This is a genomic window from Corynebacterium sp. NML180780 (assembly GCF_007786415.1).
Classification (GTDB): Bacteria; Actinomycetota; Actinomycetes; order Mycobacteriales; family Mycobacteriaceae; genus Corynebacterium; species Corynebacterium gottingense.
In genome coordinates this window covers 74,754-99,919 of record NZ_VNKN01000006.1, presented here as the reverse complement: position 1 = coordinate 99,919, position 25,166 = coordinate 74,754, and the positions used below count along the sequence as shown (strand labels likewise).

General features: G+C 60.5%; 23 protein-coding genes. 19 read left to right on the top strand and 4 right to left on the bottom strand.

Translation table 11 applies throughout. The features are described 5' to 3' along the window. The first annotated feature begins 28 nt into the window (after positions 1 to 28). From FPP74_RS05370 to rpmA, 4 genes are all read left to right on the top strand, one after another. Positions 29 to 625 carry a TetR/AcrR family transcriptional regulator gene (locus FPP74_RS05370; RefSeq protein ID WP_158221619.1) on the top strand — a complete coding sequence of 199 codons (597 nt, stop codon included), beginning with the start codon at positions 29 to 31 and terminating at the stop codon, positions 623 to 625. 266 nt (positions 626 to 891) lie between these two features. Then, the gene (locus FPP74_RS05365; RefSeq protein WP_144717350.1) at positions 892 to 4,374 is read left to right on the top strand and encodes a translation initiation factor IF-2 N-terminal domain-containing protein; all 3,483 of its coding nucleotides are present in this window, start codon (positions 892 to 894) and stop codon (positions 4,372 to 4,374) included. A gap of 220 nt (positions 4,375 to 4,594) precedes the next feature. Beyond that, complete coding sequence (gene rplU / locus FPP74_RS05360; protein WP_144717348.1) at positions 4,595 to 4,900, top strand: 50S ribosomal protein L21; 306 nt, start codon at positions 4,595 to 4,597, stop codon at positions 4,898 to 4,900. A 25-nt stretch (positions 4,901 to 4,925) separates the two neighbouring features. Continuing rightward, positions 4,926 to 5,252, top strand: coding sequence for a 50S ribosomal protein L27 (gene rpmA / locus FPP74_RS05355; protein ID WP_095275447.1), 327 nt, complete (start codon positions 4,926 to 4,928; stop codon positions 5,250 to 5,252). 45 nt (positions 5,253 to 5,297) lie between these two features. Here rpmA and FPP74_RS05350 read toward each other — a convergent pair whose 3' ends face one another. Further along, positions 5,298 to 6,092, bottom strand: coding sequence for a hypothetical protein (locus tag FPP74_RS05350; protein WP_144717346.1), 795 nt, complete (start codon positions 6,090 to 6,092; stop codon positions 5,298 to 5,300). Positions 6,093 to 6,209: 117 nt separating this feature from the next. On the opposite strand from FPP74_RS05350, the gene FPP74_RS05345 reads away from it, so the two are divergent. The 15 genes from FPP74_RS05345 (at position 6,210) to FPP74_RS05275 (ending at position 22,698) form a co-directional block, all read left to right on the top strand. Then, complete coding sequence (locus tag FPP74_RS05345) at positions 6,210 to 9,524, top strand: AAA family ATPase (protein WP_144717344.1); 3,315 nt, start codon at positions 6,210 to 6,212, stop codon at positions 9,522 to 9,524. 63 nt (positions 9,525 to 9,587) lie between these two features. Further along, positions 9,588 to 11,129 carry a GTPase ObgE gene (gene obgE, locus FPP74_RS05340; RefSeq protein ID WP_144717342.1) on the top strand — a complete coding sequence of 514 codons (1,542 nt, stop codon included), beginning with the start codon at positions 9,588 to 9,590 and terminating at the stop codon, positions 11,127 to 11,129. A gap of 6 nt (positions 11,130 to 11,135) precedes the next feature. After that, complete coding sequence (gene proB / locus FPP74_RS05335) at positions 11,136 to 12,260, top strand: glutamate 5-kinase (RefSeq protein ID WP_144717340.1); 1,125 nt, start codon at positions 11,136 to 11,138, stop codon at positions 12,258 to 12,260. A 16-nt stretch (positions 12,261 to 12,276) separates the two neighbouring features. Then, positions 12,277 to 13,206, top strand: coding sequence for a D-isomer specific 2-hydroxyacid dehydrogenase family protein (locus FPP74_RS05330; RefSeq protein ID WP_095535406.1), 930 nt, complete (start codon positions 12,277 to 12,279; stop codon positions 13,204 to 13,206). A gap of 1 nt (position 13,207) precedes the next feature. Further along, on the top strand, positions 13,208 to 14,509 hold the full coding sequence (locus FPP74_RS05325; RefSeq protein WP_144717337.1) for a glutamate-5-semialdehyde dehydrogenase: 1,302 nt from the start codon (positions 13,208 to 13,210) through the stop codon (positions 14,507 to 14,509). A gap of 253 nt (positions 14,510 to 14,762) precedes the next feature. Next, complete coding sequence (locus tag FPP74_RS05320; RefSeq protein WP_233125583.1) at positions 14,763 to 15,488, top strand: cutinase family protein; 726 nt, start codon at positions 14,763 to 14,765, stop codon at positions 15,486 to 15,488. 75 nt (positions 15,489 to 15,563) lie between these two features. After that, positions 15,564 to 16,184, top strand: coding sequence for a nicotinate-nucleotide adenylyltransferase (gene nadD / locus FPP74_RS05315; RefSeq protein WP_095275454.1), 621 nt, complete (start codon positions 15,564 to 15,566; stop codon positions 16,182 to 16,184). Between the two features lie 70 nt (positions 16,185 to 16,254). Then, positions 16,255 to 16,710, top strand: coding sequence for a ribosome silencing factor (rsfS, locus tag FPP74_RS05310; protein ID WP_144717335.1), 456 nt, complete (start codon positions 16,255 to 16,257; stop codon positions 16,708 to 16,710). A gap of 86 nt (positions 16,711 to 16,796) precedes the next feature. Then, entirely contained in the window at positions 16,797 to 17,438 is a 642-nt protein-coding gene (locus FPP74_RS05305; protein WP_095537339.1) for a histidine phosphatase family protein, read from the top strand. After that, complete coding sequence (locus FPP74_RS05300; RefSeq protein WP_095275457.1) at positions 17,435 to 18,238, top strand: DegV family protein; 804 nt, start codon at positions 17,435 to 17,437, stop codon at positions 18,236 to 18,238. Before FPP74_RS05305 ends, FPP74_RS05300 begins: the two co-directional genes overlap by 4 nt. 114 nt (positions 18,239 to 18,352) lie before the next feature. Then, on the top strand, positions 18,353 to 19,027 hold the full coding sequence (locus FPP74_RS05295) for a helix-hairpin-helix domain-containing protein (RefSeq protein WP_095537337.1): 675 nt from the start codon (positions 18,353 to 18,355) through the stop codon (positions 19,025 to 19,027). Between the two features lie 2 nt (positions 19,028 to 19,029). Further along, a complete protein-coding gene (locus FPP74_RS05290; RefSeq protein WP_144717333.1) occupies positions 19,030 to 20,685 on the top strand; it encodes a ComEC/Rec2 family competence protein in 1,656 nt (551 codons plus the stop codon). 1 nt (position 20,686) lies between these two features. Next, positions 20,687 to 21,622 carry a DNA polymerase III subunit delta gene (holA, locus tag FPP74_RS05285; protein WP_144717418.1) on the top strand — a complete coding sequence of 312 codons (936 nt, stop codon included), beginning with the start codon at positions 20,687 to 20,689 and terminating at the stop codon, positions 21,620 to 21,622. 12 nt (positions 21,623 to 21,634) lie between these two features. Next, positions 21,635 to 22,051 carry an ankyrin repeat domain-containing protein gene (locus tag FPP74_RS05280; RefSeq protein ID WP_144717331.1) on the top strand — a complete coding sequence of 139 codons (417 nt, stop codon included), beginning with the start codon at positions 21,635 to 21,637 and terminating at the stop codon, positions 22,049 to 22,051. After that, on the top strand, positions 22,048 to 22,698 hold the full coding sequence (locus FPP74_RS05275; protein ID WP_144717329.1) for a LysE family translocator: 651 nt from the start codon (positions 22,048 to 22,050) through the stop codon (positions 22,696 to 22,698). Before FPP74_RS05280 ends, FPP74_RS05275 begins: the two co-directional genes overlap by 4 nt. A gap of 47 nt (positions 22,699 to 22,745) precedes the next feature. On the opposite strand, the gene FPP74_RS05270 is transcribed toward FPP74_RS05275, so the two are convergent. The 3 genes from FPP74_RS05270 to FPP74_RS05260 all read right to left on the bottom strand — a co-directional run bounded on the left by FPP74_RS05270 (position 22,746) and on the right by FPP74_RS05260 (position 25,120). Further along, positions 22,746 to 23,846: a PHB depolymerase family esterase gene (locus FPP74_RS05270; RefSeq protein WP_144717327.1), complete on the bottom strand. Its 1,101-nt coding sequence runs from the start codon at positions 23,844 to 23,846 to the stop codon at positions 22,746 to 22,748. A 176-nt stretch (positions 23,847 to 24,022) separates the two neighbouring features. Beyond that, on the bottom strand, positions 24,023 to 24,286 hold the full coding sequence (gene rpsT, locus FPP74_RS05265) for a 30S ribosomal protein S20 (RefSeq protein ID WP_095275464.1): 264 nt from the start codon (positions 24,284 to 24,286) through the stop codon (positions 24,023 to 24,025). A gap of 222 nt (positions 24,287 to 24,508) precedes the next feature. Beyond that, entirely contained in the window at positions 24,509 to 25,120 is a 612-nt protein-coding gene (locus FPP74_RS05260) for a type II toxin-antitoxin system PemK/MazF family toxin (protein ID WP_255456079.1), read from the bottom strand. Between the last annotated feature and the right edge of the window lie 46 nt (positions 25,121 to 25,166).

Sequence of the window (25,166 nt, the reverse complement as noted above, 5' to 3'; positions counted from 1 at the left end):
GTATGCTTTATCGGAGAAAGGCTCGGAGATGGTCAACGACAAGCCAGAGCAAGAACGTGCAAAAGCGAAGCGCGCGTCTATTGAAAAGGCCACGATTGATCTTCTCCTGCAGGAGGGAATGTCCTCAGTCACTCATCGGCACGTGGCCGCGCGTGCTGGGGTGCCGGTTGGCTCGATTGGTTACTACTACGAGAGCCGTGAGAAGCTCATCCAGACGTGCTTTGAGCGATTCCACGCCGTACAGGCGGCGATCCTCGAGGAGGCGCTGAAGGACCCCAAGATTCGAGAAGATCGGCGTGAGCTCGCTGCAGCGACGCTGGATCTTGTGACCTGTGGGCACCGAGACTGGGTGCGCGGGATTATTTCCGCAACCGTCGATGCCGAGCGCGAGGCACCCGCGTTGCAGGAGATGGTCAAAGAGCAGTTTTACGAGGCAGTCAACGCCATCGACGCACTGCTCAAGTACGCGGGCGTTACCAACGCGGACGGCGAAGCAATTCTCGGAGCAATTGTTGGGTCATCCCTTGTTGTTGCGGGTTGGGATAAACCAGTCGTCGAAACAACTATTGGCGGAGTTGTGCGCTTCCTCGAGCTTGCGGAGGGGCCGCAGAGCGAGAACCACTAGCGGTTGGTCAAGAGGACTGACCGTGGACAGGGCGGGGTAAACGCGCGGGGCGGGGGCCTGTGCCACAATAGATGGCAAGCATCGCGTCGTTGACGTCCTTGACGATATTCACGTTGTTGACGTTGTTGACGCCGCGCGTGCTGACAAACTTTGACATTGAAGTCCCGCGCATTCGCGCGGCACTGTGCGGCGGCGGCAGGAAATGCCAGCGCCCGGTGCCCGGCGCAGAAGCTGTGCGGGCAGACGCATAACAGGAGAATAGGTTCGTGGCACAGAACGAGGAATCCACGCCAAAGAAGCGCCGCAGCACGAAGGCGACGGCGAAGAAGTCGACAAAGCCGGCCAAGAAATCGACAAAGAAGTCAACAAAGAAGGCTCCTGCGAAGCGCGAACAGCCAGCCAATGAGCCAACGGTCAACCCCTACGCGACGTTTGACCGCTCTCGCCTCAAGGACAAGATGCGCGTCTTCCAGTTGGCCAAAGAGCTCAACGTGCCTTCGAAAGACCTGGTCGTTGCGCTGTCGGACATGGGAGTAGTCAAGGTAGCGCAGTCCTCGCTCACTCGCGCGGAGAGCGAGCAGCTTCTCGACGCACTGTCTCCCGACACCAACGCACCCCAATCAAGCGACGCTGGGGACGAGTCTTCCGACGCGGACGAGAAGATCCGACACCGCGTACGCAAAGACGTAGAGAACGAGATCCACCAAATTGAGGACAAGGTCAATGCCGAGTTGGCCACCGCAGATGAACCGGGCACGGATCCGAGCGGCGATGCTTCCGACGAGCCGCTTACTGACGTGGAACCTGACGTGACGCCGGCGCCAGAGGACGAGTCGGTCACCGAGTACGCTCCGCTGTTCAAGGCTCCGACTCGTTCGCAGCGTCGACGCGCTCGTCGTGCAGCGCAAGCTGCCCGTGCCGCTGACCGCGAGGTGGCAGAAGGATCCGACGGACTGGATGACTCGGACGCCTCATCTTCTGATTCTGGGGACGGTACCTTGCGCACAGCGGAAGGAGGCTCTGCGGACTCCGCGCGTAGCGGGCGGCAGAAACGGAACCGCGGCAACGCAAAGGCGAGCAAGGCCAGCGATTCACGTGGGCAGGAAAACGCTGATGGTGCAGAGCGTGGCGTCGATACGCAAGAGGCTGAGCAGATAGACGAACCGAAGGCGATCAAGGGATCGGCTCGTCTGGAAGCGAAGCGACGTCGTCGCAGTGAGCGGAGTGCGGAGGAGCGTAAGCGCTCGCGTATCGTCAGCCAGGCAGAGTTTCTTGCGCGGCGCGAGTCCGTGCAGCGCACCATGGTGGTGCGGGACCGCGAGCGGCACTATGGCACGGGAATGGTGACACAGGTCGGGGTGCTCGAGGACGGCCTGCTCGTTGAGCACTTTGTTGACACAGAAGACCAGGTCACCATGGTTGGGAACATCTACCTTGGGCGCGTGCAAAACGTGCTGCCCAGCATGGAAGCCGCGTTTATTGACTACGGACAAGGCCGAAACGGTGTGCTGTACGCGGGCGAAATCGACTGGAAGTCTGCTGGACTCGGGGGTCGCGCGCGACGAATTGAAAACGCGCTGAAGTCCGGCGACCAGGTCGTTGTTCAGGTCACCAAAGACCCGGTTGGGCATAAGGGCGCCCGTCTGACGACCCAAATTTCGTTGGCGGGGCGGTTCCTTGTCTATGTTCCGGGAGGACGGACAGCCGGGATCTCCCGCAAACTTCCGGCCCCGGAGCGTAAGCGCTTGAAGGAGATCCTCCACAAGGTTGTACCTGAGGAGGGTGGGGCGATCATCCGCACCGCTGCCGAAAACATCACTGAGGAAGCTATTGCGGCGGACGTGCAGCGCCTTCACAGCCAGTGGGAGGAGATCAAGGAACTCGCCGAACGTGAGAAGAAGTCTCATGGCGCGAAGCCGGTGACCCTTTATGAGGAGCCGGCACTATTGATCAAGGTCGTGCGGGATCTTTTTAACGAAGACTTCAATAAACTCATCGTTGACGGCAAGAAGTCGTACAAAACTATTCGCGCGTACGTTGAATCCGTCGCGCCTGACTTGCTCGGACGCGTCAAGAAGTACCGCAGCAAGAAGCACAATGGACGCGATGCTTTTGAGACGTACCGCGTGGATGAGCAACTCGAAAAGGCTTTGGCTCGGAAGGTGTGGCTACCGTCCGGTGGCACCTTGATCATCGAACACACCGAGGCGCTGACGGTTATCGACGTCAACACCGGCAAGTACACCGGATCCGGCGGAAACCTCGAGGAGACGGTGACAAAGAACAACCTCGAAGCAGCCGAGGAGATTGTTCGCCAAATCCGCCTGCGCGACATCGGCGGCATGATCATCATCGACTTCATCGACATGATCCTGCCGGAGAACCAAGAATTGGTTGTTCGACGTCTCAAGGAATCACTGGGGCGCGACCGCACCCGCCACAATGTCTCCGAGGTAACTTCTCTGGGTCTGGTACAGCTCACCAGAAAGCGTCTTGGGAACGGTCTTCTTGAGACGTTCTCCGTACCCTGCCATTGCTGCGACGGTCGAGGCATTCTGTTGACCGAAGATCCAGTTGTTGAAGAGAAGCGAGCGCGATACGGGCGCGTCGATTCCAGGCGACTCCCGTCCGGGCAGCACCCTGCGGCCAGAGCGATGCATTCTGCGCTCTCCGAGGCGCCGAAACCCGTAGAGAAGCCGCTGGATGACGAGGCCATCGACGAATTGGCGGATGCTGTCGTGGCGGAAGAAAAAGAAAAGGAGGACGAGCCGAAGACTTCGTCGAGGCGACGCGGTCGGCGCGGCTCCGGTCGAGGTCGCGGACGAAATCGTTCGCAATCGCCTGAGCAGAACGCACCAGACGCCGAGGAGCACCGAGATCAGCGCGGCAGTGAGGAAAACACTGTTCTTAGCTCGGAGCCAGCAGAGAACGACGGCGTCAATGAGGCCGGAAGTGAAACTCAGCAGTCCGATGGTGGCAATGAGCGTAGTGGACGCAACAGGCGCAGGCGACGTCAAGCGCAGCGAAAGAACGCGAAGGCCGAGCACTCGAAGCCAGTTGAGGCGTCGGGCGGAGCTTTCGGGGATGCCGACGACGACAACGATCATGAAGACGCGCCGGCGCAGCGAACCTCGCGAGCAGGGCGATCCAAGAAGCGTCGAAGCGCTCGGAGAGCAGCAACCCGCAGTTCCTCGATCGAGACTGAAGCTCCTGCGCAGGGAGAAAACGAGAACACTGGCAACTCACGGCAGAGCTTTGAAGATGCAGTGGCGGACTTTGAGAAGTCACCGCGGCGTCGACGGAAGACACGGGGCAACTCTCGCTCCGATCAACGGCCACAACGCAACGAGTGGGACGACGATCCGCAGGCGAGTGAAGCCCAGCAACCTGTAAGGCGAGGCACGACGGATCAATCTGGTACGCAAGACCGAGGGGCGAACGCCGGTGAATCGACGGGAAAGCGTGGGAGCGCCGAAACTTCCCGTGATGTCTCTGGAGGCCGTCGTCGCCGTCGAGCGGTACGGCGGACGAATCGGAGTGAGTCGTCCGAGGACGGTTCCGCGCCCAACCCCCGACAAGATGGCGGGCGTAACCCTCGCAATGCCGGCGCCCACGAGGACACCAGCCGCCAACGCGGCACCCGTGGACACGAAGGTAAGGACAAGGACTCGGAGCAGCATGGTGAGGAGGCAGGACGCCAGCGAAGCCGGCGCGGCCGCCGACGGGCCGCACGCAAGCGCCGCTCCTAGCGCCCGAGGTCGTTGAGGCACAGCGCCCCAGGTCGCGGTTTGGAGAAACGCCCCGGTTCGGTGTAGTCTTTGGCAGTCGTTGTTTTTGGGGCGTGCCGCCTCGTTGCCCAAGCATGCGGGCACGGCGGATCGATCAGGTCCTGAAGCACTGAAATGAAGTTCCATGCGTCCACCGAAGCATGCCGGCGGATGCGCGAGTAGAGATAAGGGGTAACCCTCTATGTACGCGATCGTCAAGACCGGCGGCAAGCAGTACAAGGTTGCCGAAGGCGACCTCGTCAAGGTCGAGAAGCTGGAGGGTGAAGCAGGCGACAAGGTTGCACTCACCCCGATCCTTCTCGTTGATGGCGCAGACGTCACCTCCGGCGCAGATGCACTGTCCAAGGTCAATGTTGAGGCTGAGATCGTCGAGCACGGCAAGGGCAAGAAGATCGACATCCTCAAGTACAAGAACAAGACCGGTTACAAGGTCCGCCAGGGCCACCGCCAGGAGCTGACCACGGTCAAGATCACTGGCATCAAGTAAGACTTAATTTTAAGGAGATAGACAAATGGCACACAAGAAGGGTGCATCCAGCTCCTCGAACGGTCGTGACTCTGAGTCCAAGCGCCTCGGCGTGAAGCGCTTTGGTGGCCAGCAGGTCAAGGCCGGCGAGATCCTCGTCCGTCAGCGCGGTACCAAGTTCCACCCGGGCGACAACGTCGGCCGTGGCGGGGACGATACCCTGTTCGCACTCAAGCCGGGCGCTGTCCAGTTCGGCATCAAGCGTAAGCGTCGCATCGTGAACATCATCCCGGCCGATGGTGAGGGCGTTGCCTCCGAGGTCCTGGAGCAGGCAGAGGCTGCAGGCGTCGTTGAGGACGAAGCCACCGCGTAAGCCAAAGTTGGCAACACGCTAGGCCGCGTGGCCCCGATGTCGGGGCTACGCGGCTTTTTGCATGCCTGGAGAATCTGCCGGAACGGTGGTGTGACCTGGAGGGCCATATCCCTCGGCTACAAGCGTAATGCGGCCTAATGAGATCAACTCGCGGTCGGCGAAATCGGATCCGTGAACTACTGATCCATCCGCGAGCCGCACCCCGGTGAAACAGGCGCTTCCTTTCATAATGGCCTGCAAGTCACTCATCGGCATAACCGCGTGCGCGCAACCTCCTGTCGAGTGAGCCTGCCTTTTTCCGCACAGCCAAAGAATTGGATCAAGTGGATCACCGGTTTTATTGGTGCCGCTCCTGAGCGTATTGACGACATCCTCTAGAGCGCTGGAATCGCCTGTAAACGTCACAGTCGTCTTCGCGCCGGAGCGCCTTACTCGCACCCCGTCCTGGGGGCTCTGGGTCGGTTGATATGCCTTCTTGATTCTCCGCGCTGTGCGACGGACAACGTCTGTGTCACCTGCAGTATTGCAGAGTTCTTCGCGGAATTTCCACCGCTGTGTCGGATCTTTAATACTGCGAGAAGCACGGAAAATGAGCGCTAGAGTTTCGACGCAATGTTCGTTGTTCGCTGCGTACTTTCGGCACCGTTTCTGGTATCTCGTGTGCACTACCGGGCGAAAGAGCAGCTCCGCGAGGTCGAGCACATCCATCGCGTAGTCCTCTGGCATCCCTAGTTGAACGAGCTCGCCGAGTGTTTTATTTGATCTGGCAACCCACTCGGCGAGTTTGATGCCATTGCGACGGAACATAAAGTAGTTGCTAATTTCGTTTGAGTAGTCCATATGGCGAAACTACCGAAACGTTGTGTGGGTTGTCAAGGGGTTGCGAAAATGCATAGTGGGCGCACAAGCATGCGGGGCTGACGTAAAGTGGAGCAGAATTCGCGAAAAGGAGTGTAGATGCAGGTAACCACGCACGATGATCTCGCAACCCTACTTGAGCAGCTTCCTTTGGGTGGAACGCTGACGGTAACACCTGGGGAGTACTCAGTCGGAACACTTCGCGTTGTGGGGCGCACCGTGCAGGCGAGTGGTCGGGGTGTAATCTTCCACGGTCGCGTCGTACTTGCCGATGGTGCGGCATTAGTTGGTGTGAGCGTGATGGGGCCGAATGAGGCTAACGCCGTCATTTGTAACCGTGGACAAGCAACCCTGAGCTACTGCACTGTGCGAATCCCGGCAGTTTCGACGTACCCTGCTGTCGGGGTCAAAGATGCGCAGCTCAACGTGGTGAATTCTGATGTACGTGGCAGCGACGCCAAGAAGGCGATCCTTGGCGCGCAAAATGCTCAAATCGCAGTTGAACGATCCCAGACCGACGCGCTCGAAATTCTTTCAAATGTGAGTGCAACGATCGCTTCGTCCACAGTGGGGACCCTCATCATTAATAAGGGCGGACGTGCCCACCTCGGCGAAGGCGTAGCCATCAAGACTCCGGCAGGTAAGAGAATTGCAGCTGTCGCTGGCGGAGGTGTGCTCGAGGGGCAGCGCGCGCACGTCGATACGAGCCGCCCCGAGATCTTTGTGAAGGACGCTACGGTCCGGATTCCGCAGATGAGCAGCCAAACTGGAGAGCGCATTACCGTCAAGGCTTCCGGTGGCGCGACGGTTGATGTTGATCAGAGCTCATGCGTCGTGGAGCGGGAGAGTGCTGACGAAACAGAAGTTCGGTGGAGTGCTTCCGAAGGTGCGGACTTTGACCGCGTTGTAGCCCCAAGGCTTGCGCCACAGGCGACGGTGATTCTTGAAGCCGGGGAGTACCGGATGCAGTCGGTGCCGGAAAAGATGCGGCACTTCACAATTCGAGGGGCTGGTCGCGACGAAACCACGATCGCGGTCACCGGCGCGCTTTGTGCGAAAAACGGCGGCACCGTGCGCATTGAGGACGCAACGATTCTGCAGGCAGATGGGCAAAACTGCTTCAACGTGTTTGACCAGTCGTTTGGCGAGCTAGTTCGTACGCGTGTCGTCACCGCGCAACGGTCGAGCAATATGCCCGCCATTTTTGCCAGGGGCAGAAGGCTCTTGCTTGAGGATGCGATTGTTGAATCTCCCGCGGGTGTAACAAATGCGACGCTCTCGGTGAGCGGAGGGGAACTTGTGGCCAAGCGGTCATTTCTCGGGTGGTCGCAGATTCTCGACGGTGTGCTGGCCGTATTTGAAAACACGCGAGCGTTCTCGATCATGGCTGAAAACTCGCGGCTATCTGGTTCCTTGGTGCTCCACCCGTCGATGGCAAACTTCCGCCAGCTCGTCCTCCAAAACGGCAGTCGAGGCGAGTTCGATGAGCTCACTCTCTTTGCCTCCTACGGTGAGTTTCTGGTCAATGGCTCCGTGCTCAGCGTCGAAGATACAAAGCTCACGCAGGGCGCGCAGATTGCAATCTACTCCCAAAATGGCAGCCAGGTGGACGTCGACGTTGCTGCCGTATTCGAAAGCGTCGATGGACAATGGAAGCAGGTCCAAGCGCCCACGCCGGTTAACGGGCCCACGTCAGCAAACTCGGGGAAGAGCGGTCAAGTCAGCGGAAGTTCCCAAGGAAGCGGCGCTGCTGGGGCTGTCGCCTCGGCACCTGGCGATCCGATGGCGCAGATCAACGAGCTCATCGGCCTTGCGAGCGTGAAGCGGCAGATCGCCTCCTTTATGGACCGCGTGAAATTCAATCAGCGCCGCAATGAGCTTGGCCTCGCGTCCGAGCCTGTGGTTATGCACTCCATGTTCCTCGGTAATCCGGGTACAGGTAAAACGACCGTCGCTCGCCTTCTTGGCCAGGCGCTGTACAGCGCAGGAGCGGTGCGCACGAACACTTTCGTCGAGGTTGGACGTGCGGACCTCGTTGCGGAGCACATTGGTGGCACCGCCCAGAAGACGAACAAAGTGCTTGAAGAAGCCCGCGGCGGCGTCCTTTTTGTGGACGAGGCCTACGACCTTCACTCTGAGGGAGGCAATGACTTTGGTAAGGAAGCCGTGAATGCGATCCTGACATTTATGGAGAACAACCGCGAAGACATCGTGATTATCTTTGCAGGTTACACAGACAAAATGCAGGACTTCCTCTCAATGAACCCCGGTTTGAAGTCCCGCATTCCGAACCGGTTTGACTTTGAGGACTACTCCGCCGACGAGCTTGCACAGATCGGTGCGGCGAGCTTGGCAAAGAAGGGCTACACCTTTGATGAGGAAGCGTTGCATTCGGCGATCCGCCGTCAGTATCGACGTTCCGGCGACGGTTCGAATGGCCGTTGGGCGAGAAACTTCGAGGATAAGCTCATCAGCTCCATTAGTAGTCGACTTGCACGCGAATACGCGGGTGATCTGTCGAAGGTGACGAATGAGGAAATTACGAGCGTGACTGACGCCGATATTCGCGCGGTTTCGGGCGGAGAATCGAGTGGTCAGCGTGTCGAAGAGCTGTTGGATCAGCTGGAGAGCCTGATTGGCCTCGAAGAGGTCAAGCAGTGGGCGGCCGAATTGGTGCGCGTTGCGGAAACGAATCAGCGCCTCGAAGCGCAAGGTCTGCAGACGTCGTCGCCGACCTACCACATGGTCTTTTCTGGCAACCCGGGTACTGGCAAGACGACCGTTGCGCGTATCGTGGCGGAAATTTTCCACGCACTCGGCATTCTGGAATCCCCCACTGTCAAGGAAGTCACGCGCTCTGACCTCGTCGGATCGGTGATTGGCGCGACTGAAAAGCAGACCACCCGTGCGCTGGATGAAGCGCTCGGCGGCGTCCTGTTCATCGACGAGGCGTACCAGCTCACCGCAGCAGGCGGCGCTAACGATTTCGGTCTGCAAGCAGTGGAGACACTGCTTCCTCGCCTGGAGAATGACCGGAGTAAGTTCATCGCCATTCTTGCCGGTTATACAAAGGAGATGGACGAGTTCATGAATGCAAACCCAGGCTTGCGTTCGCGTATCCCGAACTCCATTGAGTTCCCCGACTACTCGCCCGTCGACGTCGCGCGCATTGTGGAAGCAAGCATCACCGGCAGGGGCTGGCTTGTCGACGCTGACTTGCTCACCGATACTGTCGTCGCAGCCTACGAAGCACTTCCGCCTGCGGAGCGAAGCAACGGCCGCTGGGCCCGCAATTTTGCAGACCAGCTGGAGCACCAGCACAAGCTGTGGATCAGTCAGAACAATGTGTCCGGTGAGGAGCTTCGTCGAATTTCAGACGACACCGTTCGCGCGGTGGCGGGTATCGGCGAGTAGTCGATACCCGACCCGGTACCCTGCAAGTGAGAAGCACGAAATCACGGAAAGGCGGGCGTAACCATGGCGCAGTTTGTTGATCGTGCGGTTCTGCACCTGCAAGCGGGCGACGGTGGGCACGGTTGTGTCTCCGTGCACCGCGAAAAGTTCAAGCCACTCGGTGGGCCGGACGGCGGCAACGGTGGACACGGTGGGGACATTGTCCTCGAGGTGTCGACCCAGGTGCACACGCTGCTCGACTTTCAGTACCGGCCCCATGTGAAGGCTGAACGTGGTGCAAACGGCGAGGGCGATCACCGCAATGGCGCCCGGGGCGAAGACCTTATCCTCCACGTGCCCGTCGGCACTGTCGTACGCAGTGAAGATGGCGAGATACTCGCCGACCTCACCGTCCCGGGGACGAAGTTTATTGCCGCAGAAGGCGGTTTTGGCGGGCTGGGTAATGCAGCACTGGCCACCGCGAAGAGGAAGGCCCCGGGGTTCGCACTGAAGGGGGAACCTGGTGAAGCGCATGATCTCATTCTTGAGCTGAAGTCTGTCGCAGATGCGGGCTTGGTGGGTTTCCCATCGGCCGGTAAGTCATCCCTCATTTCAGTACTGTCCGCTGCGAAGCCGAAAATTGCGGACTACCCGTTCACCACACTTGCGCCCAATCTCGGCGTGGTCGACGTCGGCGACGACACGTTTACCATCGCCGACGTGCCGGGACTTATTCCGGGTGCCAGCGAAGGGAAGGGGCTCGGTCTTGATTTCCTTCGCCACATCGAGCGAACCGCCGTGCTCGTTCACGTGGTCGATGTTGCGTCACTTGAGCCTGGGCGCGATCCGATCTCGGATATTGAAGCACTCGAGGCTGAGCTTGATAGCTACGCCGAGGCGCTCGACCATGATTCCGGGCTCGGGGACCTTCGCCAACGGCCAAGGGTCATCGTGCTGAACAAGTTGGATATTCCCGACGCGGCGGAGCTTGCAGAGTTCCTGCTCAGTGACATCAAGGACAAGTTTGATTGGCCGGTGTACTTCGTGTCCACAGTGACTCGCGCGGGGCTCGAAGAGCTGAAGTGGGCGATGTGGGACGTTGTGAAGAAGTCGCGTGACGGGCAGCGTAAAGCAGCTCGAAAGGCCGCCGGTGCGAGCGGCAACGCACTGGGCGCGGAGCCGCAGATCATCCGGCCACGCGCAGTGGGGAGAAATGGGCGGTCCGGTTCCGGCATCACTGTCGAGCGCGATCCGCTCTACCCCGAGGGCTGGATTGTTACGGGCGAGAAAGCTGAGCGGTGGATCCGGCAAACCGACTTTGAGAACGACGAGGCAGTGGGCTATCTCTCCGACCGTCTGGAAAAGGCTGGTGTTGAGGACGAGCTCCGTCGGATCGGCGCCAAGGAGGGCGATACGGTCACGATCGGTGAAATCTCGTTTGATTGGGAACCAATGCGTGGCGGCGACCCGACACTTGCCGGTCGCGGAGGCGACGCTCGCCTCTACGACACGAATCGCGTCTCCGCGGCAGAACGCAAGCGTGCCTCGCAGGCTCGCCGTGGCCTGATCGATGAGTTTGATTACGGCGACGGTGAAGAAGCCGAGCGGAAGCGCTGGGAGGGCTAGCAACCCATGGCCTCTGAATCCGAGCTGCGTGCACAGATTGCTGCGGCGCGCCGGGTCGTGGTGAAGATTGGTTCGAGTTCCTTAGTCAATGAGGATTCGGCAGTCAGCACTGCGAAAATCGACGCGCTCGTGGATGCGTTGCATGCACGTATGAGCACGGGAACTGACATCATCGTCGTCTCGTCTGGTGCTGTTGCGGCCGGGTGCAAGCCGCTGGGACTGCACCAGCGTCCGCGCGATCTAGCGACCAAGCAGGCCGCCTCAGCAGTGGGACAAGTCCATCTTGCCCAGGCTTGGGGGTCGTCCTTTGCACGCTACGGGCGAACCACCGGCCAGGTGCTGCTGACGCAAGCAGACGCAGGGGCACGCGAGCGTGCGCGCAACGCGCAGCGGACCATTGACCGGCTGCGGCAGCTTGGCACCGTGCCAATCGTGAACGAGAACGATACGGTCGCCACGACAGAAATGCGATTTGGTGATAACGACAGGCTCTCGGCCATCGTAGCCACGCTGACTTCGTCGGACGCACTCGTGCTCTTGTCCGACGTCGACGGGTTGTATGACCGAAACCCCTCCGACCCCAATGCAACGTTCATCAGTGAGGTTCGCAGTGGCCGCGACCTCGAGGGAGTCGCTGCGGGCGACGGAGGCGCGTTCGGAACCGGGGGTATGGCGGCCAAAGTGTCGGCGGCACGGCTCGCGGCGCGGGGTGGAGTACCGGTGTTGTTGACGTCGGCAAGCAATATTGACCAGGCGCTCGGTCCGGCCGATTGCGGGACGGTATTCCATACACGACCGGAATCGCAGTTACGGGCGTGGAAGTTCTGGGCGCTCTATGCTGCAGACGCAGAGGGCGTGCTGCGCTTGGACGCCGGCGCGGTTGACGCGGTGACTCGGGGTGGGACGAGTTTGCTCGCGGTGGGTATTACTGATGTCGAGGGCGATTTTCACGCAGGCGACATTGTAGAGATCCTCGGCCCTGACTCCGAGGTCGTTGGGCGCGGTGAAGTTGCATTTGATGCCGAAGAGCTCCATGGGATGTTGGGCAAGCACACTACCGAGCTGGAAGAATCCAAGCGTCGGCCGGTAGTGCATGCGGACTACCTTTCTCAGTACGCGAGCCGCCTGTAGCGATTACTGTGGGGGCATGAAGTACGCATTTTTGCCCTCACCGTGGAAAGAGTCCGCGGACCACCTGCGCGCAGCTGGTCATGAAATGGTCGACCTTTCGGAGAACCCTGACTTGCTAATCTTCCGCGGCGGAGCGTCGGATTTCCCCGCTGAACTGCCGGAAAGCGTCAAGGTCGTGCAGATTGGTTACGCGGGTGTTGAGCAGCTGCTTGAAGCTGGAATTCTTGCCCGCCACGCTGGGTGCGGTGTCCGTTTCGCCAACGCAGCTGGAATCTACGACGACACGGTTGCAGAAGCGACGCTGGCACTGCTCCTCGCTGTGCTCCACCGCCACAAGGCAGTGTCTCGCGAGTGGAACCAGGAGCAACTCTTTGGCGAAACTGAGTACCTTTTTGACGCGAAGAAGCTCGCGATCATCGGCGCGGGCGGCATCGGGAAGAAGCTCATCGAATTTACCGCGCCGTTCGGCGTCGAAATTACCGCAGTGAATCGGTCAGGCCGTGACGTCAGTGGGGCTGATCGCACCGTTGCCATGGGGGATGTCGAAGCGATGGAAGTTGTGTGGTCCGAATCCGACTGTGTCGTTCTCCTGGCGCCACTGACTCCGGAAACTCGGCACTTGGTTGATGCCACGGTGCTGGCGAAGATGCGGAATAACGCGGTGATCGTCAACGTAGGGAGGGGAGCGCTGATTGATACGGAGGCGCTGACAACAGCCTTGCAAGACGGCGCTATTGCGGGTGCCGGATTGGATGTAACGGACCCCGAACCGCTGCCTGCAGACCATCCGCTCTGGGAGATGGATAATGTGGTGATTACGCCCCACACTGCGAACATTCCGCGCTTTATGGCCCGCCGGGTTGGCGCGCTTGCGGCCAGAAACTGGGAGTTATTTGCCGCGGGCGAATCGATGAGCACCGAAGTCGACGTCGAGGCGGGATACTAGGATGAGTGGAAACACAACAGCGGATGGCACTGCCCAATCCGGTGACGAAGCGGTGTCCGTGGCGGAGCTTGCGCGTGAAGCGAAGCGGGTCGCGCCGCTGCTTGCGAAAATATCGACCGCGGTGAAGAACCGCGTTCTCATTGCTACCGCGGGTGCTCTAGTGGAGCGAGCGGACGAAATCCTGGCAGCCAACGAGAAGGACGTCGAGGCGGCGCGCGCCACCGGTATGTCAGAGGCGATGGTGGACCGCCTGGCACTCGGCCAACAGCGTGTCAAGGCGATGGCCGCCGGCCTAGAGCAGGTGGCGAACCTCAGCGATCCCATCGGCGAGGTGCTCCGAGGGCATACGATGCCTAACGGCATCCGCATGCGACAGGTTCGCGTTCCACTCGGGGTGATGGGCATGGTTTACGAAGCGCGGCCCAACGTCACCGTTGACGCATTCGGGTTGGCGTTGAAGGCAGGCAACGCTGCGCTTTTGCGGGGCTCGAAGTCGGCGGTTCATTCCAACTCCGCCTTGGTGAACATTATCCAGGACGCCCTCCACCAGTTCGACCTTCCGCGCGAAACGGTGCAACTCCTGCCGTGTGAAAGCCACGATTCGGTGCAGGAGCTCATCACCGCGCGCGGTCTGGTGGACGTTGTCATTCCGCGCGGTAGCGCGGCGCTTATCGATGCAGTCGTTCAAAACGCCACTGTTCCGACTATTGAGACCGGTACCGGCAATTGTCACATTTACATTGACCGTGACGCCCAACTCGACGACGCCATCGCAATGCTCCTCAATGGCAAAACCCGCCGGTGCTCCGTATGTAACGCGACGGAGACAGTGCTTATCGACGCCGCGCTCCCGGATGCAGACAAACTCCGAATCGTCCAATCATTGCAGGAAGCGGGGGTGACGGTGCACGGCGACGTCGAAAAGCTTGGCGCGTTTCAGGCGCAAGGAATTATTGAGGCTACCGAGGCTGATTGGGCTGAGGAGTACCTTTCGATGGACATTGCGTGCGCCGTGGTTGAGAGCGTCGACGGTGCGATTCAGCACATCGCTGCGTACAGCAGCGGGCACACCGAGGCGATCGCGTCGCTGAACGCGTCGACGCTGCAGCAGTTTGCCGATTCGGTCGATGCTGCGGCAGTCGTGCTGAACGCTTCGACTGCCTTTACTGATGGCTTTGAATACGGAATGGGCGCAGAGATTGGTATATCGACCCAGAAGTTGCACGCGCGCGGACCGATGGCGCTTCCCGAGCTGACCAGCACAAAGTGGATCTTGGAGGGGGATGGTCAGACCCGCCCGTGATCGTAATGAGACATTGACGGCAACTGGCTATATGCTCATTGGCGTGTTAAATTCCCATGCCAATCTCCGCGCTCGCCTCTGCGCGATCGTCATCGCCCTGGTTGCCGCAATTACCGTTGTCGCGAGTCCGCTGAGCCCGACCCCAAAGGCCGAAGCGCAGCACCGATGCCCAGCCGTTGCCTTTGTTGCCGCGCGCGGGTCCGGACAAAATGACCAGATATTCCGCACAAGCTACTCCCCGCAGGCGCCGTGGGTGTCGAACGGCTGGGAAGGGCAGACGATCCGTGCCTTCCTCCGCCACGCTGAAGGGCGTTACGCGGCCACGCACGGCGGCAATTCCCTGATGAAGGACGTCGAAGTACTCGGCCTTGAGCCTCGTTTCTACCCGGCTGTGTACCCCGAGTATGAGGTCCCCAACGTCATTGCGCCGACGACAGCGCTGCAGGCGTTTAGCCTCGCAATGCAATACTCCGTCCCCGTGCTACGCATGGCGATGCGCGCCGGGAACGAGTTCCTCGACTCTGTGCAAGTTGGTCGCACTGGCGTGATGGCCATGATCAACGGGTACGAAGCTACGACGGGCTGCCACCCGCAGTACATCCTGTCGGGATACTCCCAGGGCGCAATGATCATGCTCGAGCACGAGCGTGAGCTCGCGCGGCGCGGCCAGCTCGCCGGTGTGGTCTACTTTGGCAATCCGAATACCGCTGCCGGTGACCCGTCCACCGTTGGCGTGCCGGGCGGCGGCGCGGGCGGCATTCTCGGATTCTTACCGTTTAACTCCCGCACGGCCGCTGGCACTGGCAACCGCGTGAACTACTGCCTGCCCCTCGATGGTGTCTGCGACCTTTCCGTGCAGACGCTGCGCGCTTCTCAGGGAAACGGCGGTAATCACGGGCGCTACTTCATCTGGGGCTCCCGGTGGGACAACCAGGTATCGGACTCGTTCGGCAGGTTTGTGGACCAAGTCCGCTACTAGGCCGGTTGCCACGGTCCGGTCAGAACAGCTGAGTCGTGGCATCATGCGAGCGACGTCCCGCGTACGCTAAGCAGCATGGACGACGCTTTTGCAGACTCGTTGGATGATGCCGCGCGCATTGGCATCATGGGCGGCACCTTCGACCCCATCCACCATGGGCACCTCGTCGCCGCGAGTGAGGTCGCGGACCGCTTCCAGCTCGACGAGGTGGTGTTTGTGCCCACAGGTAACCCGTGGCAGAAGGCGGGACGCACAATTACTGCCGCTGAAGACAGGTATTTGATGACGGTGATCGCCACAGCGTCAAATCCGCGGTTCTCTGTCTCTCGCGTCGACATTGACCGGGGAGGGCCCACCTACACGATGGACACGCTGCGTGATCTCCGCGAGCAGTTTCCCAACGCGCAGCTGTACTTCATCACGGGAGCGGACGCGCTGAGCTCGATTATGTCGTGGCGCGACTGGGAGCACATGTTTGAGCTCGCGGAATTTGTCGGCGTGACGCGCCCCGGTTACGAGCTCAGCGAGGACATGTTTCCGGAGGAAATTCAGCGGCGCGTGCATCTGATTGAGATTCCAGCAATGGCGATTTCATCGACCGACTGCCGGGAACGGTCAGGACAGGGGAGGCCAGTCTGGTATCTGGTTCCCGACGGCGTCGTGCAATACATCGGGAAGAACCAGCTCTACCAGTAAGTGGCACTTTGCGCGCTCATCGTGGGAGAATGGGGGCGCATTATTGTTATCAGCGAAAAGGAATTGCTTCTTGAGTGCAGCGCAGGTCTCCATCGATCAAGCCACGATTGCCGCAAAGGCGGCCGACGAAAAGCTTGGCACGAACATTGCCGTCCTTGATGTCTCCCAGGTCATGGGCATCACGGACATTTTTGTAGTCGTCTCTGCAGGCAGTGAGCGGCAGGTCGCTTCCATTGTCGATGAGGTCGAGTCTGAGCTCACTGCGGCTGGACTCGAGCCGAAGCGTCGGGAAGGGAACCGTGAGTTCAGGTGGGTGCTGCTTGACTACGGAAACTTTGTGGTGCACGTGCAGCGCGAAGCGGAGCGCGAGTTTTACGGCTTGGACCGGTTGTATGCCGATTGCCCGGCGATCTCGGTTGAGGGCATCGCGCCGTATGAGCGCCCGAGCGACTTCGGAGACGTTCGCGAGGTCGAAACCTTGGAAGACCTGCCGCTTGCCGGTGAGGTCGCGGAGGACGAAGACTAACGCTTGACGACGCCCACCCCGTCAGCAACCAACGTCGTTGATCCCCTTTTCAACGCGCCACATTGATTACGAGCAAAGGAGCGCCGATGCAGCGCCGGCTAATTCTGCTGCGGCACGGGCAAACTACATATAACGCGACCAACAGGATGCAGGGACACCTAGACTCCCCGCTTTCGGAGACCGGTTTGGCGCAGGCGCGGTCGGCTGCGGAATTGGTGGCCAAGCTCGGAGTGTCAAAGATTGTTGCTTCCGATCTCCAGCGTGCGGCAAATACTGCGCAGATCATCGCGGATCGGCTGGGGCTTCCCGTGTCGACTGATGCTCGGCTCCGAGAGACCCACCTCGGCGAGTGGCAGGGCAAGTCGCACGCAGAAGTCGATGCGGCCCACCCAGGTGCGCGGGCTCGCTGGCGCAACGATGCCGCGTGGGCACCACCAGAAGGGGAAAGCCGCGTCGAAGTTGCGCAGCGCGCGCGTCCGGTTGTTGAGGAGCTGCTTGCAGAATACGACGCGTGGGATGACTCCGCGGTGCTCCTGGTTGCGCACGGAGGGACGATCTCGGCGCTGACAGCGAACCTGCTGGGACTTGACGTGTCACAATTCCCATTATTTAAGAGCCTAGGCAATACAAATACAGCGCGCCTGTACGCGATGCCTGCCTACAGTGAGCCCGATGCCGGAATGCAGTGGTACCTCGAAGCCTGGAACCAAGGGCTGGTCGTGCCATGACGGTGCGCGTAGTCGTTGATTCTGCAGCGGGACTCTCGGAGGAGCTCCTGCGAGAGTTGGATATTGCCGTGGTTGACCTCCACGTGCTGGACGGGGACGAGGGGGCGTCGACAAGCGGACTCACCGCTATCGAGCTTGCTGCGTGCTACGGCCGCCAACTCGAGCGTGGAGGCGACGACGGCGTCGTCGCCTTGCATCTGTCGAAATCGTTTTCTTCAACGTGGTCCGCGGCTGTCCAGGCGGCGGGAGTCTTTCCTGGAAACGTGCGAGTGGTGGACACAAACGCTGCCGGTATGGCAGTTGGAGCCGCAGCGATGGCGGCGGCAACGATTGCACGTGAGGGAGCTGATTTGGACGAATGCGAGGAGATGGCACGGGCCACGATCGAGCGCTCCGAAACGTGGTTGTACTTGAGCCAGCTTGATGACCTTCGTAAGAGCGGGCGGCTTTCAACTGGCACGGCGGTGCTGTCTGCAGCACTGTTGGCAACGAAGCCCATTCTTCGGTTGCACGAGGGAAAATTCGAGCTGGCGGGGAAGACGAGGACGCAGACGAAGGCGTTTGCCAAGCTGGCAGAACTTGTGATGGAGCGCGCTGAGGACCTCCCTGTGTTTGCTGCGGTCCAACACGCCGAATGCGAGGACGCTGCTGAGCAGTTGGCGGAAACACTCAGAGAGGTGCTGCCAAACGGGTCACGCGTACTTGTCGCGCCTCTGGTGGATGTGCTCGCAGTTCACACCGGTAGTGGGGCTATTGGACTTTCGGTCGTCTTCTCTTCGCAGGGGCGGCCTGCGGCGTAATTCGCCTGCGTGATCTTCGTCGGTGCCCCACGGGCCAGATTCACTTACTTGCGATGTTGATCGAATAGTGCGTTTCCTCTTCCGATTGATTCGAATATTGCGTATTATCGCGATATGGAATCTTTAGCAAGAATTAAAGAACTCACTCGTCCGACGGGGGAAGAGGATCTCCTCAACGTAAAATATCCGCCGCCCCGCATCCAGGTGGCTCCAAAATATGCCATCAGCGCGGTGGTGCTCGTATTTCTGGCGGTCGGTGGGTGGGCCATCACCCGCCCACCCTCTCACAGCGAGTCTGTTCCCCAGTGGGAATCGACTGCAACTGAAGCAGAATCCAGTGGCCAAATCGTGGTTTCCGTGATTGGGCAAGTGGAAAACCAGGGGCTTGTCACGCTGCAAGACGGAGCCCGAATCGCGGATGCCGTTAACGTGGCACGGCCAACCGGTGACGCGGACATCTACCAGCTCAACCAAGCGCAGTTGCTCGTCGACGGCCAACAGATCCTTGTGCCAAGCAAAGGCGCGCCGCCGGTTCCTCACGAGCTCGGAGCTGGCGGTGCCCAGTCGGGCGGTGCGCCTCCGGCGGGTGGCGCAGGTGGGCTCGTTTCACTCAACTTCGCTACAGCAGAAGAGCTGACCAGTCTTTCAGGTGTTGGTGACGCCACAGCGGCGGCGATTGTTGCCCACCGGGAGTCAAACGGCCCGTTTGCCAAGCTGGAGGACCTCATGGACGTCAAGGGGATCGGCCCAGCCAAATTTGACGCCCTCAAAGACCAGATCACGCTGTAGCTATGCAGGAACTCCGACTCGCTCCGGCAGCCCTCGTCGTGTGGGGAGCAACCATCTGCTGCCTGCTCATCGGCCTGCTCCCCGCAGGCTTCTTTGTAGTGGCGACAGCATTGGTGTTTTTCTGTGCGCGGCAAAAGGGGCAGGCGATCCTGGTCGCCGGACTTGGCGCTGCATCCATTGTTGGTACGTCTCTGCGTATCCGTACTGCAGCATCCTTTGCGCTGAGCCACGAGGTTGGTCGCAGTGCAGAATTCCCCGCGACGGTGCTTGGCCAGCCTAAGCCGTTGAGCTCGGGCGGGTTCCTGACAAACGTGAGCCTTGATGGCTACCCAGCGAAGATTCCAGTCTTCGCACCGGAGCTGGATGACTCTGTCGTTGCAGGCGCAAGCGTAGTGGTATCCGGCCAGGTACGGGAGTCCACGTTCCCTGGGATCGGGACGGTGACAGTAAACGGCGAAGTGGACACTGTTGCTGCGCCGCGCGGTTTTGCCGCGTTTGCGCACCATGTCCGTGCGACATTTGGACAATCTGTGCAGGCAAATGTTGGGGATGCTGCGGGAGGCCTCATCCCGGGAATGGTACTTGGGGATACGCAATATCAAACCGAGGCGGAGCAACAGGCATACATTGACACGGGGCTGAGCCATCTGTCCGCGGTGTCTGGTGCGAACGTGGCGATTGTGACAACGTTTGCGATCGTTGTCGCATCGCTTGTAGGCCTTGGATTGCGGGGGCGCCTCATTGCCGCGGCGATAGCACTGTCGCTCTTTGCCGCGCTGATTGGTCCGGATCCGAGCGTGCTGCGTGCGTCTGTGACCGGACTGGTCGGTGTCGTGGCGGTGGTGGCGTCGGCAAGAGTCGAGCCCATTCACGCGTTGTGTTTGTCCGTGATCGTCTTGATCTTTATCGACCCAGACCTGGCGGTGCATTTCGGTTTCGCGCTGTCCGTCGCGGCTACTGCCGGGATTGTCGCGCTCAACCCACTGCTTTACCGCGCCCTTGCAGTTACCGGGTGGCCGGACATTGTGGTTCGAGCGCTGGCTGTAGCAATTGCTGCTGACCTTGCGACGATACCAATCATTGCGCTGATGTCGGGGCAAGTATCGCTTGTCTCGGTGGCTGCGAATGTCCTCGTCGCCCCAGTGGTTCCCCTCATCACGGTCCTCGGCTTGATCGCGGTGGTTCTCGCGTTGCTGCCAGGAGGCCTCGAGGTGGTGCTCCTGCGCGCAATGGAACCGTTCGCGTGGTGGGTCCACAAGGTCGCAACTTGGGGATCGGAGATGCCTTTCGCGCTTATCGACGCCACGCCAGCGGCCGCACTCGTCGCCTACGGATGGATCGTCGCGGGCCTGGTCGCGGGACGTCCGAGACTGACGTTTGCCACAATTGTGTCGTTGATCCTCGTGTTGCAGGCCCCCTTTGCCGGGCATGGTCGCACGCTTGATCCGGGGCAGCTTACTGCACACGTCGTAGAAAGCAAGGAAGACGTCGAACCAATTCCAGCAGGAACGCAGGTTGTAGTGGTGCTTGAAACCGGGCGGCCACACTCGCGGCCCGTGCAAACGGCATCCGGTATCCCGGTGCTGTTTCCCAACCGCGATGGTCCCGTGCGACTCTACGCCGATGGCACGCAGGAGCTTCGCGGTTCCGGCCCCTAAGATGGTGGACATGCTCAACCCCGTGCACCTCGTACTCGGTGAAGAGGCGTTTCTTGCGGAGCGCATCACCAACGAGATCATCGACCAGATTGGCCCTGCTGCGGAGGTCTCCACGCTGCGTGCAGGCGACGTCACCGAAGGCGAAATCGCGATGGCAACAAGCCCATCCCTCTTCGCCGAAGAACGTGTCGTGGTGGTGAAAAAGGCAGAAATAGCCGGAAAAGAGCCCACCCAGGTGCTCCTGAGCGCATGCATGGATCCTGCCCCGGGCATGACGCTCATCATTGAGCACACCGGCGGTGGGCGCCAAAAGGCGATGGTGAAGAAATTTCAGAAAATCGCTGAAGTACATCCTGCAAATCCGGTTGGCCCTCGGGACCGACCCGCATGGGTTACGTCCGAGTTTCGTCGTCACGGCGTTCGCCCGCATCAGGACGTCGTCGCCGCGCTGCTTGAATCTGTGGGATCTGACTTGCGGGAGCTGGCGTCCGCTGTCAGTCAGCTCGTGGCGGACACAAACGGCGAAGTCACGGTCGAAGCAGTCCGTCAGTATTACACGGGCGTTGCAGAAGTAGCCGGGTTCGATATTGCGGAACTCGCGCTGCAGGGCCGTGCGGACAAAGCACTGGCGTCAACGCGCCGGGCGTTGCAACTGGGCACGGATCCTGTAGCTATTGCAGCGGCGTTGGCGTATAAGGTCGGCGACCTCGCAAAGTTGCAAGGGGAGCGTGGGGACCCAAATCAGCTTGCCAGGGTTGTCGGTATGCCACCGTATGGGGTGAAGAAGACCATGCAGCTCGCGCGACGGTGGTCCTCTGAGGCAGTGTCGCAGGCCGTGATCATCGTGGCAGACCTGGACGCAGAGGTGAAAGGCAATGGCGGTATTCCCGAGTTTGCGGTGGAGAACGCTGTCCGCCGCCTCGCACAGCTCGCGTGATAGTTTTTCGGTATGACCATTGAGCGCACGAGCAATCCTGCCCACCAAGACGAGAAGATTCCCGAGGAAGTGCGGGAATTTGCCACCAAGATGTTCAACTTGGCACGTTCCGGCGACGTATCGCTCTTGGACTACGTTGACGCCGGAGTGGATGTGAATTTGTCCAATCAGGACGGCAATAGCTTGCTCATGCTCGCCGCCTATTCAGGGCATGTGGATGTGGTCCGTGGTTTGCTCAGCCGTGGAGCAGATGTTGAACTCCTCAACTCCCGCGGCCAGAGCATTCTCGCCGGTGCGGTGTTTAAAGGCGACGAGGACATGGTGAGCGTGCTGCTTGCCGCCGACGCGAGCCCAGAGGCAGGGCAGCCTTCAGCGCGGGAAACTGCGCGTATGTTTGGCCGCGAAGATCTGCTGGGACCGACCGCATGATCGGGTTCGGGGACCTGGCTGTCATCGTCGGCCTGAACTTGCTGGGTGCGGCATCACCGGGGCCGGACATCATTCTGATTACGCGGACAGGGACTCGGTCGCGCACCCATGCGTGGGCCACGACTCTGGGGACGCAAACTGGGGTGCTGCTGTGGTGCACGTTGACAGTGATCGGTGCGACTGCGCTCCTCAATGCATTTCCGTGGGCACTCGAGGCCGTGCAGGTATTGGGTGGCGCTTTCTTGGCATGGATGGGGATTGGCAACGTACGTAGCGGTTGGGCTGAGAGGAGGAAGCCTCCACCAAATACGGTTGAGGCTGCACGCCGACTCGGCACGCCACGGGCCAGCTACATTCGAGGGCTGACCACGAACCTGGCGAACCCGAAAATTGTTCTCGGCCTCTCAGCGATGATCGCCCCGCTACTGCCGGCGCACCCTTCGGCGCTGACGGCGGTTGTCGTTATTTTGGCGCTGTGGTTGAGCTCTTTCGCGTTGTTTGCGGCGTATACCCAGGTCATTTCTACAGAGCGCGTCCGGCGCCGGATGTTAGGGGCAGGCCCCTTCATTGACATCGGCGCTGGCTGCTTCTTTTTCGTCGTCGGTGTTGTGCTCTTTCTACGCGGCGCACTCGCATTGGGGCAGTAACGCGCAATGCTGCGGCATAGTCCCCGCAGCACCGCTTTGGCGCGGCGTTAGAGCTCGTTGAGGACGAAATTTACGGACTCCGTCGTCGCGTCAGGGCTGGTAAACCACGTGTGGCCGCCACCGTCGACGCGCTCAAGTCGAGTGGACGTGAGACAACTCGTGGGCTCAAAACTGGTGGAAAACGCTCCGGGGGTTTCAATGAGCTGCGTCGAGCAACCGTTCTTCCGGCCAAACGTAGCAAACACACGGTCGACGGGTTGAAAGTGCGCGCCGTGTCGGGTTCCGCCGAAATACCCCACGACGTCGTCGTTCGTCCCGTGCAGCAGGAGCGTCGCCACGTCGCCGGACGTGCAGTTGCTCACGGTCGGGTCGTAGTACGCACCGGCAGCCGAAGCAACTGCTTTGACCAATTCTGGTGCGTGGCACGCCAACGCGGCAGCCATGCCACCGCCGTTGGATAGCCCGATCGCAGCAACGTGGTCCCGCTCGCCACCGAAGTTGGTCGCAACATCGTCGATCGCGGCACGGACGAAGTCGATGTCGTTGTCCACAGTCGTGTCAGCGTATGGTGCGCCGCCCCAAGCATTGTTGATTCCTTGCGCATAGATAATGATTGCGTCACGAGCGACCGATTCCAGTCGCATGTATTCACGCGAGCGCTCAGCAGAATGCTGCCAACCGCCAAAGGCGATGATGACCGGGTAGGCATCGCCTTGGTGATAGTGGGCGGGCAGTACGACGTTGAACTCGCGGGTTCTACCGCCTGCCTGCACGGTGCGACGTTGGAGCGATCCTCCACCTTCATAGTCATCGTCGGGAGCAGTGTTCTTCGACGACCCCTCGGTGCCCACAATCGGAATCGCAACGCCCAGTACCGCGATGAGTGCGATGAGGACGCCAATGCGCTGCGCCACCACCGGATCTACTCCGGGAAGCTGAGGGAAAGCTCCGTTCAGGCCGCGTGGCGGGCTCTTGAGAAGCTCTTCTGCGAGCGACGCATTCGTGGCAGGCAGGACGCCGACCGAGGCGTCCTGCGGGCGGCTCTCCGCAGGGGTATCCGCAGAGGCGACGGCAGGGAAGCCGTCCTCCTCGCTGAATGCAACCGCGGTGCTGAGGGCGAGTGCAGTGGTCAGTGCGGCCGCACTCATTGTTCGTCGCCACGATCGTGGCAGGCGCGGTGCGAGGGGATTGGACGATTGGGAAATGATCACCCGGCAATCGTAATCCAACCTGGGAGCAAGTATTGCGTCTCCCGTGCGCGAATATGAAAAAGCTCCCACGCCGACCTCGCGGCCGGGGCGGGAGCGACGACGCTCAGCGTCAGTTACGCCATCTTGTTCAGGGCGGTAGCCATGTTGGACTTCTTGTTCGCCGCGCTGTTGCGGTGGTAGACGCCCTTGGTCACAGCCTTGTCAAGCTTGCGGGAAGCCACGCGGAGCTGAGCCTCGGCGGCAGCCTTGTCGCCGGACTCGACAGCCTCGCGGAACTTGCGGATCTCGGTGCGAGTGGCGGAACGGATGGACTTGTTGCGCAGACGACGCTTCTCGTTGGTGAGAACGCGCTTCTTCTGCTGCTTGATGTTTGCCATGATGTACCTCTTGGTCTTTCGTCAAAACGGATCGGTTCGTGTCGATCTCCCGGAAGCGGGGAAGAAACTGCCTGGCTGTAGCGACCCTCGTCGGCGTGCGCCGTGCGTTGGTCTACGCGGACCCAAGGTCCTGACCGCGTCGTCAAGCAAGCCCCGAAATGCCCCGGGCTGAAACAACCACTCAAACCTAGCAGCTCAGCAGGAGAAACCCCAAAACGTGCGCTACTCCCAGTCAAACCTGTCGCGTAGGCGGTTTGCCACACGCTCAAATCGGCGCTGCGGGATGATGGTGCCGGAACGGTGCAGGTCACTTTCCGGCACAATCATTGTCTTGTCCAGGCGCACCCAACAGGGCTTTCCAGAGGCGTTCCATTCGCCGGCACCGATGCCCAGCCAGCGTTCGTCGCTGGCGTGCTCGGCTTCGGAGGAGATGAGCAAGCCGAGAACTTCGCCGCGTTCGCGGCCGACGACCAGCATCGAGCGTTGCCGTGGCGGGTGTGAGGGGACGGTGACCCAGACAACCTCGCCGGGTTCCGCGTTGCCGTCCATATCGGGTGCGTAGTAAATGTTGCGCGGCAGGTGCGCCGTCGGCCTCACCGTGACGTAGGTGGCGGTGCGGGGCTCGTGCGCCGGGTTGCGGGTCCCCAGGCGCTCGTTGAGTAACGCGAGCCCCTGGTCCAGCGAACCTACGCGGTGCTCGTTGTTGCTCCCGCGGTTGCGCTTGATCAGCTTGGACGTTGTCGTCTTGATCTTGTTCAGCGGTTGAAAGCTTCTGGGCCTCTTGACCAGGCGCGGCTTGTCGCCCTGAGGGGTGGGGTCTCCGTGTGATTCCACGCTGCTGAACCTTCCGTCCGTGTTGCTGGACACTCTAGGCGTTCGC